The organism is Streptomyces sp. NBC_00057 (assembly GCF_045041165.1).
Classification (GTDB): Bacteria; Actinomycetota; Actinomycetes; order Streptomycetales; family Streptomycetaceae; genus Streptomyces.
Map to the genome: position 1 here is coordinate 1,356,819 of NZ_CP108256.1, position 19,123 is coordinate 1,375,941.

Annotated in this window: 16 protein-coding genes and 1 riboswitch; of the genes, 9 read left to right on the forward strand and 7 right to left on the reverse strand. The window is 70.1% G+C overall.

The annotated features are described in order from the left end of the window. The first annotated feature begins 109 nt into the window (after window positions 1-109). Together OG953_RS06565 and OG953_RS06570 are read left to right on the forward strand one after the other, a co-directional pair. Window positions 110-3,844, forward strand: coding sequence for a S8 family peptidase (locus tag OG953_RS06565; protein ID WP_405683000.1), 3,735 nt, complete (start codon window positions 110-112; stop codon window positions 3,842-3,844). Window positions 3,845-3,946: 102 nt separating this feature from the next. Then, on the forward strand, window positions 3,947-4,558 hold the full coding sequence (locus OG953_RS06570; RefSeq protein WP_351262012.1) for a TetR/AcrR family transcriptional regulator: 612 nt from the start codon (window positions 3,947-3,949) through the stop codon (window positions 4,556-4,558). 266 nt (window positions 4,559-4,824) lie between these two features. On the opposite strand, the gene OG953_RS06575 is transcribed toward OG953_RS06570, so the two are convergent. Further along, the gene (locus tag OG953_RS06575) at window positions 4,825-5,217 is read right to left on the reverse strand and encodes a hypothetical protein (RefSeq protein ID WP_405683001.1); all 393 of its coding nucleotides are present in this window, start codon (window positions 5,215-5,217) and stop codon (window positions 4,825-4,827) included. On the opposite strand from OG953_RS06575, the gene OG953_RS06580 reads away from it, so the two are divergent. Continuing rightward, window positions 5,204-5,362 (forward strand): hypothetical protein, encoded by a 159-nt coding sequence (locus OG953_RS06580; RefSeq protein ID WP_405683002.1) that lies wholly within the window; start codon window positions 5,204-5,206, stop codon window positions 5,360-5,362. The two genes, OG953_RS06575 and OG953_RS06580, sit on opposite strands and share 14 nt — an antisense overlap. Before the next feature lie 30 nt (window positions 5,363-5,392). Here OG953_RS06580 and OG953_RS06585 read toward each other — a convergent pair whose 3' ends face one another. Together OG953_RS06585 and OG953_RS06590 are read right to left on the reverse strand one after the other, a co-directional pair. Continuing rightward, entirely contained in the window at window positions 5,393-6,394 is a 1,002-nt protein-coding gene (locus OG953_RS06585; protein WP_405683003.1) for a DUF6745 domain-containing protein, read from the reverse strand. 108 nt (window positions 6,395-6,502) lie between these two features. Further along, window positions 6,503-6,829 (reverse strand): hypothetical protein, encoded by a 327-nt coding sequence (locus tag OG953_RS06590; RefSeq protein ID WP_405683004.1) that lies wholly within the window; start codon window positions 6,827-6,829, stop codon window positions 6,503-6,505. A gap of 200 nt (window positions 6,830-7,029) precedes the next feature. On the opposite strand from OG953_RS06590, the gene OG953_RS06595 reads away from it, so the two are divergent. The 6 genes from OG953_RS06595 to OG953_RS06620 are packed head-to-tail and all read left to right on the forward strand — an operon-like array spanning window position 7,030 to window position 13,191. After that, on the forward strand, window positions 7,030-7,986 hold the full coding sequence (locus OG953_RS06595; RefSeq protein ID WP_405683005.1) for an STM4015 family protein: 957 nt from the start codon (window positions 7,030-7,032) through the stop codon (window positions 7,984-7,986). A gap of 6 nt (window positions 7,987-7,992) precedes the next feature. Next, a complete protein-coding gene (locus OG953_RS06600) occupies window positions 7,993-8,964 on the forward strand; it encodes an STM4015 family protein (protein ID WP_405683006.1) in 972 nt (323 codons plus the stop codon). A gap of 4 nt (window positions 8,965-8,968) precedes the next feature. Continuing rightward, window positions 8,969-10,090 carry an STM4014 family protein gene (locus OG953_RS06605; RefSeq protein ID WP_405683007.1) on the forward strand — a complete coding sequence of 374 codons (1,122 nt, stop codon included), beginning with the start codon at window positions 8,969-8,971 and terminating at the stop codon, window positions 10,088-10,090. Window positions 10,091-10,127: 37 nt separating this feature from the next. After that, window positions 10,128-10,943 (forward strand): STM4013/SEN3800 family hydrolase, encoded by an 816-nt coding sequence (locus OG953_RS06610; protein ID WP_405691685.1) that lies wholly within the window; start codon window positions 10,128-10,130, stop codon window positions 10,941-10,943. Beyond that, window positions 10,940-12,304 carry an STM4012 family radical SAM protein gene (locus OG953_RS06615; protein WP_405683008.1) on the forward strand — a complete coding sequence of 455 codons (1,365 nt, stop codon included), beginning with the start codon at window positions 10,940-10,942 and terminating at the stop codon, window positions 12,302-12,304. The genes OG953_RS06610 and OG953_RS06615 overlap by 4 nt, the downstream gene beginning before the upstream one ends. A gap of 8 nt (window positions 12,305-12,312) precedes the next feature. Beyond that, window positions 12,313-13,191 (forward strand): STM4011 family radical SAM protein, encoded by an 879-nt coding sequence (locus OG953_RS06620; RefSeq protein ID WP_405683009.1) that lies wholly within the window; start codon window positions 12,313-12,315, stop codon window positions 13,189-13,191. A gap of 76 nt (window positions 13,192-13,267) precedes the next feature. Here OG953_RS06620 and OG953_RS06625 read toward each other — a convergent pair whose 3' ends face one another. The 4 genes from OG953_RS06625 to OG953_RS06640 all read right to left on the reverse strand — a co-directional run bounded on the left by OG953_RS06625 (window position 13,268) and on the right by OG953_RS06640 (window position 18,719). Then, window positions 13,268-14,866: an IS1634 family transposase gene (locus OG953_RS06625; protein ID WP_405682397.1), complete on the reverse strand. Its 1,599-nt coding sequence runs from the start codon at window positions 14,864-14,866 to the stop codon at window positions 13,268-13,270. A 214-nt stretch (window positions 14,867-15,080) separates the two neighbouring features. Continuing rightward, the gene (locus OG953_RS06630) at window positions 15,081-16,661 is read right to left on the reverse strand and encodes an IS1182 family transposase (RefSeq protein WP_405683010.1); all 1,581 of its coding nucleotides are present in this window, start codon (window positions 16,659-16,661) and stop codon (window positions 15,081-15,083) included. Between the two features lie 63 nt (window positions 16,662-16,724). Further along, the gene (locus OG953_RS06635; RefSeq protein ID WP_405683011.1) at window positions 16,725-17,570 is read right to left on the reverse strand and encodes an SGNH/GDSL hydrolase family protein; all 846 of its coding nucleotides are present in this window, start codon (window positions 17,568-17,570) and stop codon (window positions 16,725-16,727) included. 189 nt (window positions 17,571-17,759) lie between these two features. After that, entirely contained in the window at window positions 17,760-18,719 is a 960-nt protein-coding gene (locus OG953_RS06640; protein WP_405683012.1) for a peptidoglycan DD-metalloendopeptidase family protein, read from the reverse strand. A gap of 5 nt (window positions 18,720-18,724) precedes the next feature. Next, window positions 18,725-18,883: riboswitch (cyclic di-AMP (ydaO/yuaA leader) on the reverse strand. Between the last annotated feature and the right edge of the window lie 240 nt (window positions 18,884-19,123).

Consider the following 19,123-nt stretch of genomic DNA (forward strand, 5'->3'; position numbering starts at 1 on the left):
CGGCGGATAGCTGCCATGGCAGCTATCCGCCAGCTCCGACCCAGCTCCAATCCGCCATGCTCCTGACACTCTCACCTCACCACCCCCTGAAAACACACGAGTTCACGAGGTGAGAACGAGACGGACCAGATGGGCGGCGGTCTGCGCCACCGCGCTTGCCGCCGCCCTTGCCGGTGGAACACTGCCCGCCGCCGCCGACAACACACCCGCCTTCGCCGCCCCGTCCACATCCCCGGGAACAGGCGGCGCGAGCAGCACCGTCACCCTGCTGACCGGCGATGTGGTGACGTACTCCGGCCGTGGGGACGGCGTACAGATCAGCTCGATCGTGCCGGCAACCGGCCGCGAGGGCATGGGCTTCACCCGCTTCCGGGCCGGGGGCCACGAATACGCGGTACCGATCGACGCCATGGGCCGGATCTCCCGGGGCCGTGTGGACCAGCGGCTGTTCGATGTGACCGAGCTCGTCGCCTCGGGCTACTCGGATGCCGATACGGACTCGCTGCGCATCCTCGTCGGCGGTGCCGCATCGTCGTCCGGGAGCCCCCGCGCCCCGAAGGGCGCACGGGTCGCCGCGGCCTTCCCGACCGCGCAGACCACCGCGCTGAAGGTGCCGAAGAAGTCGGCCGACACCGTCTGGAAGCGGCTCGGCACGGAATCGCGGGCCCGCACCGAGGGCATCGGCAAGGTCTGGCTCGACGGCAGGGTGCGGGCCACGCTCGACAGGTCCGTACCGCAGATCGGCGCCGACCGGGCGCATCGTGCCGGGATCACCGGGAAGGGCACCAGAGTTGCCGTTCTCGACACCGGCTACGACCGGGACCACCCCGATCTGAAGAGCGCCGTCGTCGCCTCGCAGGACTTCACCGATGACGGCGACGTGCAGGACATGCAGGGCCACGGCACCCATGTGTCCTCGATCATCGCCGGTTCCGGGGCCGCCTCCGAGGGCCGGTACGCGGGTGTGGCACCGGGCGCCGAGCTCGTCGAGGGCAAGGTGCTCAACAACGACGGTTACGGCTACACCTCCTGGATCCTGGCGGGCATGCAGTGGGCCGTCGACCAGGATGTCAAGGTCGTCAACATGAGCCTCGGCTCGAGCGTGGCGTCCGACGGCACCGACCCGTTGTCGGCCGCCGTCGACAAGCTCTCCGCCGAGCACGGCACGCTCTTCGTGATCGCCGCGGGCAACAGCGGCGACCGGACGATCAGCGCACCCGGTGCCGCCGACGCCGCTCTGACGGTCGGCTCGGTCACCAAGTCCGGTGAGATGTCGGCGTTCTCCTCACGCGGACCGCGTCAGGGCCGGCCCGCCGTCAAACCGGAGATCTCCGCCCCCGGCAGCGACATCGTCGCCGCGCGTGCCGCCGGCACACTTGACGACGCCGCCGTCACCGAGCGGTACGCCTCGCTCTCCGGTACGTCGATGGCGAGCCCGCATGTGGCGGGCGCCGCGGCCCTGCTGGCGCAGCGGCACCCCGACTGGTCCGGCGCCCGGCTGAAGGCGGCACTGATCGGCAGCGCCGCGCCGGTGGACGGTGCGACGGTCTCCGACACCGGTTCGGGTCTCGCCGACGTACCGGCCGCGCTGGCCACCGCGGTGGTCGCCGAACCCGCCACGCTGGCCGCCCACACCACGTACCCGAACGCCTCCGCCGAGCCGCAGAGCCGCGAGCTGACGTGGACGAACACCACCGACAAGCCGGTGAGACTGCGGCTCTCCGCGGGGCAGGGCTCGGCGGTACGCCTCGACGCGCAGACGCTGACCGTGCCGGCGCGTTCCTCCGCCGTCTCGAAGGTCACCCTCGAACCGTCGCGGGTCGAGGCGGGCACGACGTACGGCGGTGCCGTGACCGCGACCTGGCCAGGAGGCGGACGGGCGACCGTACCCGTCTCGATCCAGGCCGATCCGGAGACGTACACCCTCACCCTGACCGGTCCCGCGCCGCGTGAGGGCAGCGAGGCCACCTCGACGGGTGTGGTGCTGCAGAACGAGAAGACCGGTGCGTCCCAGATGATCGGGCTGACGGGCACCACGCCGAGGAAGGTGACGCTGCCGCGCGGCAGTTACCGCGTCCTCGGGCACACCTGGGAGTACGACAAGGTGGACAACACCGTCGTCGGCAGCACGGCGATTCACTTCGCCCGACGGGTGACGGTGGATCAGGACACCTCGGCCACGCTGGACACCAAGGGCGCGAAGCCGGTACGGGTCGGGGTGGACGACGGGTCCGCCCGGGTGGCCCTCCAGTCGACAACCGGAATCGCCTCGCGGATCGACACCGGTTCCGGCGCCGTGGACAACGGTCTGATCGCACCGAGTTCCGCCGGTCAGTACCGGGTCGAGGCCGTACCCACCACCGGCGGCGCGCTGGACGGGCTCACCTTCTTCGGCGGGCTGAGCTGGCAGCAGCGTGAGGTCGACGCGCACGAGCCCGGCTCCTCGGTGAACGCGCTGAAGCTGCTGTTGTCGCAGTACAGCATCTACCGCTGGCTGGGCACAGCGACCGGTGAGGTCGTCGACATCGGCACCGGGGCGGACACCGACCCGGCGGCGATGGACCTCAAGGGCAAGATCGTGCTGTGGACGCCCGCGACCAGCCAGACCCCGATCAACAACGCCCTCTACCAGAAACTGTCCGACGCGGGCACGGCCGCCATCATGTACGTCGGCTACGGACTCTCCGTCTACAAGCCGACACCGGTGCTCCGGCTGGACCGGGCCAGCCTGCCCGCGCTGCGGGACCGGCTGGCCGAGGGCCCATTGACACTGACGCTCGACGGCGTCAGCACCGGGGCGGACGTCTACTATCTGCACCACTCGGTCGACGGCCGGGTCCCGGCCGGGGCCGACTGGTTCGACCGACGGTCCGAGCTGGCCCAGGTGCGGACGACACAGCGCACCCACGGCTACCCGTCAGACCCCAAGGGCATGTACGCCTGGACGACCTGGCACGGGCTGACGCTGTATCAGCAGGCCGCTCTCTACCGTCCGCCGTCGGAGCAGACGCTGTACTTCACCCCGGACGTGGCGTGGACGACGGCGACCTTCCACTACCAGTACGACGTCGGCCACCGGGTCTACCCGCTGGGCACGCTGGTCAGCGCACCCACCGTGTACCGCAAGGACGGCGACCACCGGGACGACTGGATGTCCGCCCCCTTCAACCCGGCGCTCGGCAAGCAGGCCGGTGCCGCTCAGGTCACCAGGGAGGGTGACAAGCTGAGGGTGGCGCTCCCGATGTTCTCCGACGCGGCCGGGCACCGGGCCGAGACGGCACCGGGTGCGGACAGCGGGAGCACGGTCCTGACGGACGACAGCGGAAAGGTGCTGGCCCGCAATGCCGCACCGGGACGCGCCACATTCGACCTGCCGCGCAAGGAGAGCTGGTACCGACTGACCGTCGATGCCACGCGTACGTCGCCGGATCCGGTGACCTGGATGTTCGGGACCAGGGTCACCAGCGAGTGGCGTCTTCGCTCCGGGCACGAGAAGGCGGCCGCACCGGCCCGGCTACTGGACCTCGACTACCGGCTGCCGCTCACCGGCGAGAACGCGGCCGACCCCGCGAAACCGCTCGACTACACGGTCGGTCTCTCCGCGCAGGGCAGCCGGAAGGCGCTTCCCATCGCCTCACTGAAGGTCTGGTACGCAACGGACGGCACCGACTGGAAGCAGGCCGCGGCGGCTCGCGGGGCGGACGGCCGTTGGAAGGTCACCGTGCCGGCCCTCGGGACCGCCAAGGTCGATCTGAGGTCCACCGTCACGGACACCTCCGGTGCTTCGCTGACGGAGACCCTGATCGACGCGTACAACTCCGGCTGCGCCGACATCTGGTGCTGACGGTGCAGGCCGGCGCCCCGGGCGTCGGATGAACAGGGGCGGGGCCGTACGCGGCTCCGCCCCCTGCCTGCCCGCGCCCCGCGCATTCGTTAGGGTGACGCCGTGGCAAGAGTGCGGTTGAGCGTGGCGGAACGGCGTGAGGAGCTCCTGCGCGCTGCCGTCGAACAGATCGAGGTGCGGGGGGTCGCAGCGGTACGGATCGCCGACGTGGCCGCCGTGCTCGGTGTGAGCAATGCGCTCGTGCTCTACCACTTCTCGACCAAGGAGAAGCTGGTCGCGGCCGCCTTCGCGCATGCCGCCGAGGCCGACCTCGCCCATCTGCGCAAGCTTCTGAGCCGCCGCACCAGTGCGGTACGGCGGCTGCGCGCCGCCGTCCGCTGGTACGCCCCGACGGGCCAGGCCAAGGGCTGGCGGCTGTGGATCGAGGGCTGGGCGGCCTCGCTGCGCGACCCTGCGCTGCGCAATGTGGCCGGCGATCTCGACCAGCAGTGGAAGGCGGAGCTGGCCGAGGTCATCGAAGAGGGCGCCGCCGCCGGTGAGTTCCACTGTGACGACCCGATGTCCGTGGCCTGGCGGCTGACCGCCCTGCTGGACGGCCTGGCTGTACAGATGACGTCGTACGCGGGTCCGCTCTCCCGGGCCACGATGCTGGCCTGGACCGACGAGGCCCTCGCCCGTGAACTCGGCATCGACCGTGCGGCACTGACGGCCTGAAACGCGCTTTCCCTTGGTGGATCACCCGGTGTGCCGGCTTCCCGGCGGTCCGGGCGGGGGATGCCGAGCCGTACGGCGTCGCGTTCGGGCCGGATGGCGGCGATGGCGAAGACTCCGGCGGCGAGCATGACCGCGGCGGCGATGAGGAAGGCCACGAGGTAACCGGCCGATTCCGAGCCTGCGTTGTCGATGATGCGGCCAGTGAGGAAGGGTGCGACGAGGCCGGACAGCGTGCCGGTGGCCGCGACGATGCCGAAGAGCGCTCCTCATTGGCAGGTGGGCACGACATCCGCGGTGGTCATGTAGTGCAGGGGGATGGCGATGGCGTGTCCGCCGAAGGTCACCCCGATCAGCACGAGGCGCGGACCGGACGCATCGACGAAGGGGAAGACGGCCATCGCGGTGCCTGCGACGACCACGGCAGGGCCTTGCAGGGCGCCGCTGGACCAGCGGCTGGACACGCCGCGCGATCTCAGGGCATCGACGAGCGGGGAGAGGGGCAGCAGGAGGACGAGGCTGAAGGCGGAGATGACGCTGATGGTGGTGGCCGCGCGGGCGGGCGTCATCTCCAGCTCTGTTCTCAGATGGACGGGGAGCCAGGCCTGGCTGAGGGAGAGGGCCCAGGCCGCGCCGAAAGCACTGGCTATGGCCAACGCCATCCACGGGCAGCGCCTGTTCATCTCCCCCGAACTGGACCTGGTCATCGCGCACTTCGCCTCCCAGGTCATGTCACCCTCGGTCCCCCCGGCGCCGCTGGTCCAGGCCTTCATAGGGATCGGCGCCCACCTCGACGCCGGGATCTGAAAGGCGCTCCGCCTGCTCGGCCGACGAAGGTCAGGTCTGGCGCAGGGGTGCGTACGCATCCCCCTGAAGTCCGAAGGTCCAGGCCACACCCTCCTTTGCGGTCCTCGTGCCGGGCGGCACCCGGAGCCAGTAGGTGCGGTGGGTTCCGTCCGGCTCCGGGGTGGAGTTGACGACCTCGACCATCACCACGTCCTCGTCGCCGTCCAGCGCGATCCGCCAGAGGATGCCCGTCTCGTCCCGATGAACCGGCTCGGCGCCGGACTCGGTGAGGTAGCGGTCGTAACCGTAGAACTCCAGCATCACGCGGCGCAGTTCCGCGTTCTCCTCCTCACGTATCCGCTCGGGGGTCAGGGAGTTCAGTTCCGCGAGGAATTCGGCGGGTACGGGCATGCCCCGCCAGGCGTGGAGCGCGAAGCCGTCGCGGTAGGCGAGTGCCGGGCCGTCCCCGCGGTCGAGCCGGCCCGCCTCGTCCCGGTGGAGCGCCTCGGGGCGCTCGCTGATCACCACGACACGCTCGTACGGCCACCACCAGCCCGCGTGCCTCGCGACCTCTGCCAAACCGTCAAGCCGCTCACCCCGGCCGTCGAACGCGGCGAGCCAGGCCGCATCGTGCTGGCCCAGGACCGCGTCGAGCAGCACGAGCCGGACATCGGACTCGTCCTCGGGGCGTTCCGTGAGGTCCGCGACGACACCGGCCCTGATCCGCTCGGCGAGCGCCGCCGTGGTCTCCCAGAGCTGTGCCCCCGTGGCTGACCACAGGGCGGACCAGCCCGCCGGGCCCAGCTCGTCGTACATCCGGCGCCGCTCCTGAGCCCAGGGCCGGGTCCGCACCTCGTCCCGCACCGAGCGTCCGGCATCGACGAGCTTCTCGACGGCCTCCACGGCGGCCCTGGGCGAGTCGACCCAGACGATCCGCTCCGGCTCGGCAAGTCCTGCGCTGCGATAGGCGAGCCGCAGCCCGTCCTCGGCCGCGGCCCGGTCCGCCGCGCCGGTCGCCGCTGCCACGGCCCGCCATGAGTCCACGTACTGCATCGGTCTTCCCCGTCCCCTGATTCCGTGTCGTTCAGTATTCTTTGTCTGCGTGCCCCGGACCTGTGATCCGGCACGCGGATCCGCTGCTGCCCTGGGGGCCCGGCGGCGTCAGTCCGCGACGATGCGAACCGCCCCCGGGGCGTACTCCCGCTGGCGCACCACTCGGTACCAGCCCTTCGACAGCGGTATCGCCGCGTGCTCCTCGTGAACCACCCGCCCGCCTTCGGGGAGATGGAGCAGCATCGGCCCGAAGGCACCCGCCTCACGCATCAGCCGGCCCGGCCCCTGAACCGCATGGGCGTGGCCGGTGACCTCGCCCAGCGCGAGGATCATCCGCCCCCGGCCGTCCCTCGGTTCACCCGGCGCGTCCACAAGATGTGCGGGCACCGCCGAATCCTCCAACGACACGATCAGTACATCGCCCTGCCGGTACACAGACGTCTCCCCTCGATGGCCGCACCCGCTGTGCCGGCCACGAGGAAAACGCTAAGGGGAGGGTCTGACAATCGACCGGCGACCGGCTCCCACGGGTGCCGGTGGACATGTCACGGACGGTCCCCGGTCGCGCGGTTGTCAGTGCGGCTTGATAAACCTTGCGGACATCAGCCGTCCCCCAGTACCAGGAGCTCAGGGTCATGTCCGGTGTGGACCATCTGCACGAGTTGCTCGGCCTTCCCGCCGTCGACTTCCAGCACGCGACGAAGGAAACGCCGGTGCAGGCAGCCGATGCGGCGGCCTGGCGCATCTCGGTCGATCCGTACGACGACGAGTGTGAGATGACCTGGGAGGCGGCGTTCCAGGCGTTTCTGACGGCGGTCGACCCGGCCGGTGTGCGGGCGCTCATCATCGGTCAGTGGGGCGAGTCGTACGAGGAGACCTCGTCCTACCCGATCGATCTGGTCATCGCCGCGGCCGACCGGCTGACCTCGCTGGAGGCCGTCTTCGTCGGCGACATCACCCCGGAGGAGAACGAGATCTCCTGGATCGAGCAGTCCGATGTCACCGCACTGCTGGCCGCGTTCCCCGGCCTGCTGGAGCTGGGCGTGCGGGGCGGCACGGATCTGGTCTTCTCCCCCACGAAGCACGAGCGGCTGCGTTCGCTGACCATCGAGACCGGCGGCCTGCCGGTCGGAGTGATCCGCGGCATCCTGGACAGCGAACTGCCCGCGCTGGAGCGGCTCGACCTCTGGCTCGGCGTCTCCGCGTACGGGGGCGACACCGATGTGGCGGACCTGGCCCCCCTGCTCTCCGGCTCCCGCTTCCCCCGCCTCCACCACCTCGGTCTGCGCAACAGCGAGGTGCAGAACGAGATCGCGGCGGCCGTCGCGGGTGCCCCGGTCGTCGCCCAGCTCCGTACCCTCGACCTGTCGCACGGCACGCTGGGTGACGAGGGCGCGGCGGCGCTGCTGGACGGCCAGCCGCTCACCCATCTCGAACGGCTGGATCTGCACCACCACTTCATGACCGAGCCGATGGAGCGCCGGATCATGCAGGCGCTGGAACCCCATGGGGTGCAGGTCGATGTGTCGGAGCGCGAGGAGCCCTGGGGCGGTCGCGGTGCCGAAGGCCGCTACACCGCGATCTCGGAGTGATGCGCGATGACTGACATCGAACACCCGGAGGTCTTTCACAGCCTGCCGGTGCTGACTCTGCCGGGGCCGGCCGAGTCGAGCACCGCGCCGCTCCCGGCGGCCGACGCGGTCGCGTGGCGGCTGGAGAGCGCCTGGCGGGACGGTCTGACGTTCGCCGCGCTGTGGCAGCACTTCCTCGACACGGTCGACACGGCTGGTGTTCAGGCTCTGTTGATCGGTCCCTGGTGGCAGGACGAGTACGAGCCCTTTGCGCCAGTCGTCGAGCTGCTGTCCGCCCACGTGGACCGCTTTCCGGCCCTGAGGGCGATCTTCCTCGCCGATGTCGTCAGCGAGGAGTGCGAGCTGTCGTGGCTGGAGATGGCCGACATCACCCCGGTGATCGAGGCGTTCCCGCAGCTGGAGGAGTTGACGGTACGCGGGTGCGGCGAATACATGCAGGACCAGGAGCGTCTGGCCCTGCGGCCGGTGCGGCACGAGTCGCTGAAATCTCTCAGGTTCGAGTCGGGCGGTCTGGCCGCGGATGTCGTGCGCGCGATCGGCGCGTCGGAGCTGCCCGCGCTGGAACGCCTCGAACTCTGGCTCGGTGTCTCGTTCTACGGCGGCGATACGACGGTTGCCGATCTCGCACCGCTGCTGTCGGGCGGCCGATTCCCGAAACTGCGCCATCTGGGACTGCAGAACAGCGAGATCCAGGATGAGATCGCCGCAGCTGTGGCCTCCGCCCCGGTGGTCGCCCAACTGGAGTCGCTCTCGCTCGCGATGGGAACCCTCAGTGACACGGGCGCCCAGGCGCTCCTGGACGGCCAGCCGCTGACCCATCTGACATCGCTGGATCTGCATCACCACTACATCACCGATGCGCTGATCTCCCGTATTCAGGACCTGCTCCCGCCCCAGGGTGTCCACGTCGATCTCGACGAAGCGGACTACTGGGATCCCGAGGACGACGAGCCCCGCTATGTCTCCGTCGACGAATAGCCTCATGCCGCGCTTCGCGGTCGTCTGCAATCCCGGCAACCGCCGGGTCGCGCTCTTCCAGGACGCCGTGCGCGCCGCCGGGCTGCCGCCCGCGCGGGTCGTGCCCTGGCTGGACGTCCTGCGCGGCGAGGCCGCCTTCCGGCCGGGCGAGACCGTACGGATGGACTCGCCCGGTGAGGACGCCGAGGTGGAGCGGCTGCTCAGGGCGGTCGACGATCCGGCCAGGGTCGAGGGGACCGCCCTGTGGTACGCCCGGTTCACCTCGGCTGTACGGGCAGTGGCGCGGGCGGCAGCCGCTTCCGGTGCCGTTCTGCTCGACGACCCCGACGACGTCGCGGTGCTGTTCGACAAGCGGCTCTGCCATGCGGTGCTGGACGGTGCCGGAGTGCCCGTACCCGCGTCGCCGACCTCGGGAGCCGCGGCCCCCGTCGTGCGCGACTGGGCGGACGTACGCGAGCGGATGGCGGCCCATGGCATGCCCCGGGCCTTTGTGAAGCCGGCGCACGGTTCGTCCGCCTCGGGGGTGCTGGCCGTGGAGACGGCCGGACCCGGCCGGGTCAGGGCGACCACATCGGTGGAGCGCGACACGGCCGGCCGGCTCTTCAACTCGCTGCGGGTGCGCCGCTGTACGACGGAGCGGGAGGTCGCGTCGATCGTCGACGCACTCGCACCGGACGGGCTGCACATCGAGCGCTGGCTGCCCAAGGCCACCCAGCGCGGCCGCGCGGCGGACCTGCGGGTCGTGGTGGTGGCCGGCCGCGCCACCCATGCCGTCGTGCGCACCAGCCACTCCCCCATGACCAATCTTCACCTCGGCGGCGAGCGCGGAAGTCTCGACGACGTCCGTGCGGCCGTCGAGGCCGCGGGCAGCAGCTGGGTCGAGGCCCTCGCCGTGTGCGAACGGGCAGCGGCATGTTTCCCGGACACGCTGTGTGTGGGCGTCGATCTGCTGCCCGCTACCGGCTGGCGGCGCTTCGCCGTCGGCGAGGTCAACGCCTTCGGCGATCTGCTGCCAGGGCTGACCGGCCTTGCCGGCAGCGGTGCCGAGGGCCTGGACACCTATGCGGCGCAGGTCGCCGCCGTACTGAACAGAGCAAGGAACCACCGTGCAACCGCCACTTGCTGACACCGTGCCCGCCCTCGCGGACGCCCGGAACCCCGACATGAGCGAGATCGTGGGCAGCCACGACCTGCTGCTCATCACCCTGGACACACTGCGCTACGACGTGGCGGCGGAGCTCGCCGCCGCCGGACGCATCCCTCATCTCGCGCGCCATCTGCCTGACGGTGTCTGGGAGAAGCGGCATGCGCCCGGCAGCTTCACCTACGCCTCCCACCAGGCGATCTTCGCGGGATTCCTGCCGACACCGGCCGGCCAGGGGCCGCACCCCCGGCTGTTCGCTGCGCGTTTCGCGGGCAGTGAGTCCACCGCTTCGGGCACCTTTGTCTTCGACACCCCCGATCTGCTGTCCGGCCTCGCCGATGCGGGCTACCGCACGGTGTGCATCGGCGGCGTCGGCTTCTTCAACCGGCAGGGGCCGCTCGGCTCCGTACTGCCCGGCATGTTCCAGGAGAGCCACTGGGAACCGGAGTTCGGCGTCGCGTCGCCCACTTCCTTCGAGGCGCAGGTGGCCCGTGCCGAGCAGGTCGTCGCCGAACTCCCCGCCGAGCAGCGGCTGTTCCTCTTCGTCAATGTGGCCGCCATGCACCAGCCCAACTGGTTCCACCAGCCGGGGGCCACACGCGAGGCGGGCGATTCCCGCGCCACCCATGCCGCCGCCCTGGAGTACGTCGACGCCCACATCGGCCGGCTCTTCGCCGCCGCGAGCAGCCGTCGCCGCTGTTTCGCCATCGTCTGCTCCGACCACGGAACGGCGTACGGGGATGACGGCTACACCGGTCACCGGCTCGGTCACGAGTCCGTATGGACCGTTCCGTACGCGCACTTCTTCCTGGAACCGGGGGCCACCGCACCATGAGCCGCACCACGACCGTCTCGCAGATCACCCGCCCGTACCAGAGCTATGTCTACGCCTATCCGCACAAGACCGCCTATCGTCCCCTGGCCGACCGGCCGGCGTTGCGCGAGCTGTGGGCGGCCGAACGCAAGGATGCGCTCTCGCTCTATCTCCACATACCCTTCTGCGAGGTCCGCTGCGGCTTCTGCAATCTCTTCACCCGGATCGGCGCTCCCGACGAGCTGACGACCCGGTATCTCGATGCTCTGGACCGGCAGGCCACCGCCGTCCGCGACGCGCTGGGGGACGCCGAGCCGGTGCGTTTCGCAGCGGCGGCGTTCGGCGGGGGCACTCCCACGTTCCTGACCGCGGCGGAGCTGGAGCGGCTCTGCGACATCGCGGAGAAGCGGATGGGCGCCGATCTGCGGTCCGTTCCGCTGTCGGTCGAGACATCGCCGTCGACCGCGACAGCCGACCGGCTGGCTGTCCTCGCCGACCGCGGGACGACGAGGATCAGCATCGGCGTGCAGAGCTTCGTCGAAGCCGAGGCACGTGCCGCCGTGCGACCGCAGCGCCGCGCGGATGTGGAGGCGGCGCTGGACCGGATACGTGATGCCCGCATCCCGATCCTGAACATCGACCTGATCTACGGCATCGACGGGCAGACCGAGGACAGCTGGCGCACCTCGCTGGACGCGGCGCTCGGCTGGCAGCCGGAGGAGCTGTATCTCTATCCGCTGTATGTCCGCCCGCTGACCGGTCTCGGGCGGCTCGGCGCCGACGGCGAGGCAGCCGCGGGCGCCGCCTGGGACGAACAGCGGCTGCGGCTGTACCGCACGGGCCGGGACCATCTCCTCGCCCACGGCTACCAGCAGGTGTCCATGCGGATGTTCCGCCGCGCCGACGCCCCGCGGACGGACGGCCCCGACGACTATGCCTGCCAGACCGACGGCATGATCGGCCTGGGGTGCGGCGCCCGTTCGTACACCTCGAAGCTGCACTACTCCTTCGACTACGCGGTGGAGATGCGTGAGGTGCGGGCGATCATCGACGGCTACACCGCGACCGAGGACTTCTCGCGCGCCGAGGTCGGACGGTACGTCGACGGCGACGAGGCGCGTCGCCGCCACGTCCTGCAGTCCGTCCTCCAGGCCGAGGGGCTGCAACCCGCCGACTACCGGAAGCGGTTCGGCACCTCCCCGGCCGACGACTTCCCCGCTGAACTGGCCCGGTTCGAGGCACGCGGCTGGCTCGACGCGACGGCCGGGGCGTCCGGCCCGCTGCGGCTCTCCCCCGAGGGCCTGGCCCACTCCGACGCGCTGGGCCCCGAACTCTTCTCCCCCGGCGTACGGGCCGCGATGGCCGCGTACGAACTGAAGTGAGCGCGCCCATGGACCTGACCATTCTCTACCGGGGTCCGCTCGCGTCCTGCGACTACGACTGCCCGTACTGCCCGTTCGCCAAGCGGCGCGACAGCCGGGAGCAGCTGCGCGCCGACCGCGCCGCGCTGGAGCGGTTCACAGCGTGGGCCGCGGCGCAGACCGGCGACCGTATCTCGGTCCTGTTCACCCCGTGGGGCGAGGGTCTGGTCCGCTCCTGTTACCGGCGTGCGCTGGTCGAGCTGGCGCAGCTGCAGCACATCGGCCGGGTCGCGATCCAGACCAATCTCAGCACCCGTACGGGGTGGCTGGCCGAGGCGGGGGACGCCGGCCGCGAGAAGATCGCGCTCTGGTGTACGTACCACCCGGGGCAGACGCCGTACGAGCGGTTCCTCACCAAGTGCCGGGAGCTGACCGCGCTCGGCATCCGCCACAGCGTCGGTGTCGTCGGTCTCGACGACCATCTCGACGAGGCGCGGCGGTTGCGGGCCGCCCTGCCGGACGAGGTCTATCTCTGGGTGAACGCCGCGGAGGGGCACACCTATACGGACGAGGAAGCGGATCGGTGGACGGGCCTCGACCCGCTCTTCCCGTACAGCCGACATCCGCACCGGTCGGCCGGACTGCCCTGCCGGACGGGCGAGTCGGTCATCTCGGTGGACGGCGACGGCACTGTGCGGCGCTGCCATTTCGTCCCGGCAGAGCTCGGCAACCTCTACGACGGGAGCTACCGGCGCTCTCTCGGCCCGCGGGCCTGTCCGCTGGCTGTCTGCGACTGCCACATCGGCTACGTGCATCTGGAGACGCTGCCGCTGTACGACGTCTTCGCGGGCGGTGTGCTGGAACGGATACCGGCATCCCCGTTGTCGCCCCTCGCCGGACGGGCCTGAACCTCCAGCCCGTCCGGCGAGCGAGGGCACCACGGTGGCGGACACCGCCTAGACCCGGACTTCGCGGGTCGCTGTTTCAGGTTTGTGGCCAGCGGGTTTGTCCGATGTCGGTGTCGAGGAGATCGAGGAGGTGGAGTTGGACGCCACGGGTGATCTGGACGGTGGGCGGATCGGTGATGTGGCCGATCCGCAGGGTGAGTTCGCCGAGATGGTAGAAGATCATGCGGCCGGTGGGGCGGACCCGGCGGTTGTCGGGGTAGAGGCCGATCATGGTCTGTTCGGGGCCGAGTGCGCGTCTGACCTGCCGCTCGATCAGACAGAAGACGAGCAGGGCCAGGCAGATGACCTGGATCAGGGCGGCGACACGCCGGTTGTGCTGGACGAAGACGGGCGCGACCGCGAGGGGGCCCTTGAAGTCGTGGTAGCGGCGCTCGACCGCGCCCTGACCCTTGTAGTGGATCAGGACCTGGTCCGGGTCGGCCTGCTCGGCCGGGGTGGATGTCAGCAAGGCGTACCAGCCATCGACGGCGGCTTCGGTGTCCAGGACGCCGGTGTCGAAGTGCCAGGCCAGGGCCGGGATGCCGTGCTCGTTCTCGGTAACGGTGAAGCGCAGGCAGGAGGTGACACGGCGCTTGGCGGCGATCACCCCGACGCGGGCGGTGATCTTCTCGGCGGTCTTGTAGTGCCGTCCGCCGGCTGCGGCGGTGAGCTTGCCGAGTTCCTCGGCGGCCTTGGCCAGGCGTTTGGCCCGGGCGGCCTGCTGGCCCGCGGCGTTCGCGGTGGAGTGGACCAGGATCCGCCGCACGGTGAGCGGCGGATCGCTCTTGCGGGGCCCGTTCAGGGTGTGGGTGTCCTCCAGCACACGGTAGAACTCGCGCTGTTCGGCCGGCTTGTCCGCGTCCCGGTCCGGTGTCCAGTCCACGACGGTGGCCTGCGAGAAGTCGAGTGCGGCGTAGACGTCGTCCTTGACCTGCGCGGCCGGGGCCGGGGCAATGAACTGCACCCCGGCCGCCAGCAGGGCGGAGATGTTGGTGTAGGATACCAGTTTGGAGTCGGCAACCATCAGGAACTCCTGCTCGTCGGCCATGGCCCGCAGGTCCTTCATCGCCCCGACGACCTGGCTGACCTCGGCCGCCGCCCCGCCGAAGACCCGGGCATGGAGCGGAATGCCACCATCGGCCGACACCGCGAGTCCGGCCTGGACCTGCTTCAAGTCCACCCGCCGGTCCTTGGGATGCCCGTAGTTGATGACGGGGAAGTCCTCGTCCTGGCCCTGGACCGGGAAGGCCCCGTGCACGGACATGCTGGTCATGTCCCAGTGCATCCGGGACACATCGATCCCGAACTCACCGATCGCCCGCGCCCCGACCGTGCCCGCGATCTTCTCCAGCTCCGGAGCGATCGCGTCCAGAGCACGAGCCAGACGGTCGTCGTTCAGCAGCCCAGGCTCGATCCCGAAGACCTCCTCCACCGCCCAGCACCTGGCCCAGTCCTCCACCCGCACCAGCGGCGCGGGCGAGGTCAGCCGGTTGGCCACCAGCGCCTCGATCACCTGCCCGTGCGTCACCAGCGCACTCGCGCCACCGGGACAGACCTCGTCGACAATCCCGGCGACATCCAGCCGGCGCAGAAACTCGGCAGCGACAGGCAGAGCGCCCAGACGCTTCTCCACCACGGACGTCACCGCTACTTCAAAGCGCTGACGCTGGGACCGTGGCCGCGGGGACCGGGAAGACATCGACACACCCCACCCAACGCCACACCCCGGCTCGGGGACACCCCCGAGCCGGTCACACCATACGAATCAACGACCCGCGAAGTCCGGGCCTAGAAAGCTGCTGAAAATCTTGTGTGGGGGCTGTCCGGCCGCAGGCCGGGCGGCCCTTTCGCTATGCGGTGGACGGGATGAGGTGCCAGGTGTCGCCGGTCCTGGTGAGTCCGAGGTGGATCAGTCGGCGGAGGTTGAGGGCTGCTGCGCGGTGGTGGAGCCAGGTGTCGTTCTTCAGAACGCCTCGGTAGGGCACTCTGCGGTTGCCACGGGCGACGAGCCAGGCAATGGCCCGTTCGACCGGTGGCCGCCAGCGGCGGTACTCGGCCTGCCAGCCGGGGCTGTTGGCGGCGTGATCGCGGGCGGCCTTGAGCAGGTCGTACTTGACGTGGACGGTGAAGACCCGGCCGGTCTTGGACTTCGTGCAGTGTTCCCGCAGTGGACAGCCGGTGCACAGTTTCTTGAACTGGGCCTGGCGTTCCCCGCCCTGGCGCCTCTGACCGAGGGGGACGGTGTGTCCGGCCGGACAGGTGACCTGGCCGTTCGTGGTGTCGACGTCGAAATCGTCGGCGGTGAAACCGCCGGGGACGGCCGGCCGCAGCGGTGGTGGCTTGAGAACCAGGTCGTGTCCCTGTTCTTGCAGGTGTTCGCGTAACTCGCCGGTGCCGTAAGCGGTGTCGCCCAGGACGGTGACCGGTGCTTCCTCATCGGCGAGGAGATCCCGGGCGACGGCCGCCTCGTGGTTATGGGCCCCGCTGCCGGCGGTCAGGGCGACCTCGGTGAACAGGCCTTCCTCGGGCTCGAAGGCCACGTGGGCACGGAAGCCCTCCTGGTGGCGGGAGCGGTTCTTGTGGATATGCCGGGCCTCGGGATCGACCGTGGACACGGTGCGGTCATAGACGGTGCGCCGGGCGATGCGCCACCGGCCGTCCCGCCCGTCGGAGCCGTCGGCGGGTTCCACGTCCTGCCCGGCAACCAGGGCGAGCAGGCCGACCGCGTGCGCCGCTGCCTCTCCCAGCTCCTGGTCGGGCAGCCGGCCGAGCAGGTTCAGTGCGTCGGTGACCAGGGCGTCGATCAAAGCGGCGCGGGCATGCTCGTCGTTCCAGGCGATCTTCGGTTTACCCGGGTCGGTGTAGTCGTGGGCGGTGCACCACTGGTCGGCGACCTGCTGGGCGCCGGGGACCACACGGATCACCCGGCGGATCGCGGCGACCAGCTGGGTAACGGTGTCCTGGGTGGCGACCGCGTCGTCCAGCACGGTGGAGTCCAGCGCCCTGCGCTGCCTGCCCTTGAGCACACCGGTGGCCGCGACGACCTCTCTGACCTTGGCGAACAACCGGTTCGGGTCACCGGAACGCTGCAGCCGACGGCGGAAATACGTCAACAGCGACGGATCGAAGGCAGTGTCGTACAACCCGAGTCCGCACGCGGCCTTCCACCGCAGGTCGCAGCGCAGTTCCTGCACCGTCTCGAAATCCGAGAGCCCGTGCAGGCTCTGCAGCACAACCGTGGCGGCCAGGACCTGCGGCGGCAGCGAGGGACGCCCGTTCGTCGAGGGATACATGTCCGCGAACATGGCACCGGGGAAGAGGGCCTCGCGATGCTCGGCCAGAAACGCGAACACGCTCCCGACCGGGATCAACTCCCGGCACGTCTCCCACACGTCCTCGCCGACGCTCTCCCCAGCCCATTCCCCCTGCATGGACACAAGACTGACCCCACTCCACCCGGAGCGAGGCCAGAACCCAACATTTTCAGCAATCTTCTAGAGCGGCAGGAGGTCCGGCCGCTTCGCCTCGACATGGTCGCCGGAGGACTCGCCGCGCAGCCGCCGGCCGATCCACGGGACCAGGTACTCGCGGGCCCAGTGGATGTCGTCGCGCCGTACTTCGAGCGTGCCGCGCTGTGCCTGCGGGGGCCATTCCTGGTCGGGGTCGACCGGCACATCGATGCCGAGGACCTGGGCGGCGCGCAGCGCGACCCTGGTGTGTCCCTCGGGCGACAGATGGAGCCGGTCGTCGTCCCAGGCGCGCCTGTCCTGGACGGACCGCAGCGACCACAGGTCGAGGACCGGGCAGTCGTAGCGGTCGGCGATGGACCGCACATGGGCGGTGTAGGTGGCGATCTTGCCGCGCAGATGGCGCAGCACGGGAACGCCTCGGGTGTCGAAGCCGGTGGTGACCAGGACGGTTCCGACCGATTCGGCCAGCTCGGCGACCGCGCGCTCGAAGCGCTCGGCCACGTCGTCGGGGTCGGTGCCGGGCCTGATGATGTCGTTGCCGCCCGCGCAGAAGCTCACCAGGTCGGGTGCGAGCTCCTTGGCGCGCGGCACCTGCTCCTCGACGATCTGGTCGAGGAGGCGTCCGCGTACGGCGAGATTGGCGTACCTGAAATTCCCGTGAGCGGAGCCTTCGGTGCCCGTCCCCGCATCGGGGTCCGGGAGCTGGTCCGCGAGAAGTACCGCGAAACGGTCCGCCCAGCCGACGAAGGTTCCGTCCGGGCCGGGGTCGCCGACTCCCTCGGTGAAGCTGTCGCCAATCGCTGCGTACGACCCGATGACGCCATGTCGGTTGATGACGCCACGTTGATTTTTTCTCGAATCGTCTGCCACAAACGCTCATCCTGCACCGCTGAATGTGACCTACGCGACCGTAATAAGGGGTTGACGGGTGGCGAGATAGACCACCAGGTCAGGTTTTGGTAAAGGGGGAATAAGCAGAAGGGGCGGTGCGCCGTCGCGCACTGCCCCTTCTGTGTTGCTCAGGTCATGCCTTGTCGCTCAACTGCCCGGCCGTTCGGCTCAGACGTAGATGCCGTGCGAAGCCAGGTAGGCGATCGGGTCGATGTCCGAGCCGTACGCCGGGCCCGTGCGAACCTCGAAGTGCAGGTGCGGGCCGGTGGCGTTGCCGGTGGCGCCGGAGAGGCCGATCTGCTGACCGGTGCTCACGGTCTGGCCCGCGGAGACGGAGATCGAGGACAGGTGGCCGTACTGCGAGTAGTGGCCGTCGGCGTGCTTGATGACGACCTGGTTGCCGTACGCGCCGCCCCAGCCGGCGGTGACGACGGTGCCGGAGGTGATGGTCTTCACGCCGGTGCCGGTGAAGACGGGGAAGTCGATGCCGGTGTGGCTGCCGCTGGACCAGTTGGAGCCGGAGGCGCGGTATCCGGTGGTGTGGTTGCCGGGGACCGGGTGGGTGTAGCCGGAGCTGTTGCTCCGGCCTGCCGGGGCGGAGGTCTTGGACTCCGTGACCGTCGAGGCCTTGACCGGGGCGGACTTGGCCGGGGCGGACTTCTCCACGACCGACGAGGGCACCGAGGGGGCCTTCGACGGGAGGGCCGCGCCCGCGCCGGCGCCGGTGGACGCGGCGTGGCCCGGCTCCTTGCCGCCGAGCGTCAGCTTCATGCCCGGGAAGATCAGGCCGGGGTCTTCACCGACGACCTTGCGGTTGTCCTGGTACAGCTTCTGCCAGCCGCCCTTGACGTTGTGCTCGGTGGCGATCTTCGACAGGTAGTCGCCGGAGACGACGGAGTACGTCGTGGTGGCGGCCTGCTTCTGCGCGACCGGCTTGGCCGGGGCGGCGTGCGTGGCGGCGGCGGAGGCCGACTGCGGCGCGGCGGCCGGGGCCGACTGCGGCGCGGCGTGGGCACCGGTGGCGCCGAGCAGCGGCAGTGCGATGACGGCACCACCGGCGCCTGCGGCGGCGATGCCACGGGCGATGGTGCTGGACTTCGTACGACGGTGCTTACCCGATATGGACATGACGTGCTTCCTCTCCGGCGCCTGCGAGGTGAGCTGTCGGGTTCGGGCTGGAGATGCCCGGCCGCGCCGAGCGCGACTTCACCCCTAGCCGGCCGGATTTCTCCGATCGGCGGCCTACCTGGTTCCCCCGCTCCTGCCACACGATGAGTGGGTGCGAATTCCGGGCGGCGGCAGGATTAGGCGGTCCGTCCGGATTGACGGTGACCGTAAGCGAGTCGGGACGGCGATAACAAGCCACTGATTCCGCACCGGAATCCGCGCTCGGAAATCGGCGCGGAATTCCGGTCACACTCCGTGGATTAAGGATCTTGGCTTTCCGCGCCGCGCACGGAATACCCGACCGCCTCGCCAGCACACACCGTCACGGATATGACTCCGCTCACGAGGGAGCCACCATCTCCCGC

What these genes read in the sequence shown, in the direction of transcription:
- OG953_RS06580 (WP_405683002.1), top strand. Translation starts at nt 5,204, where the DNA reads ATGGCCAACGCCATCCACGGGCAGCGCCTGTTCATCTCCCCCGAACTG.
- OG953_RS06575 (WP_405683001.1), bottom strand. Translation starts at nt 5,217, where the DNA reads ATGGCGTTGGCCATAGCCAGTGCTTTCGGCGCGGCCTGGGCCCTCTCC.
- OG953_RS06585 (WP_405683003.1), bottom strand. Translation starts at nt 6,394, where the DNA reads ATGCAGTACGTGGACTCATGGCGGGCCGTGGCAGCGGCGACCGGCGCG.
- OG953_RS06595 (WP_405683005.1), top strand. Translation starts at nt 7,030, where the DNA reads ATGTCCGGTGTGGACCATCTGCACGAGTTGCTCGGCCTTCCCGCCGTC.
- OG953_RS06600 (WP_405683006.1), top strand. Translation starts at nt 7,993, where the DNA reads ATGACTGACATCGAACACCCGGAGGTCTTTCACAGCCTGCCGGTGCTG.
- OG953_RS06605 (WP_405683007.1), top strand. Translation starts at nt 8,969, where the DNA reads ATGCCGCGCTTCGCGGTCGTCTGCAATCCCGGCAACCGCCGGGTCGCG.
- OG953_RS06610 (WP_405691685.1), top strand. Translation starts at nt 10,128, where the DNA reads ATGAGCGAGATCGTGGGCAGCCACGACCTGCTGCTCATCACCCTGGAC.
- OG953_RS06615 (WP_405683008.1), top strand. Translation starts at nt 10,940, where the DNA reads ATGAGCCGCACCACGACCGTCTCGCAGATCACCCGCCCGTACCAGAGC.
- OG953_RS06620 (WP_405683009.1), top strand. Translation starts at nt 12,313, where the DNA reads ATGGACCTGACCATTCTCTACCGGGGTCCGCTCGCGTCCTGCGACTAC.
- OG953_RS06630 (WP_405683010.1), bottom strand. Translation starts at nt 16,661, where the DNA reads ATGCAGGGGGAATGGGCTGGGGAGAGCGTCGGCGAGGACGTGTGGGAG.
- OG953_RS06640 (WP_405683012.1), bottom strand. Translation starts at nt 18,719, where the DNA reads ATGTCCATATCGGGTAAGCACCGTCGTACGAAGTCCAGCACCATCGCC.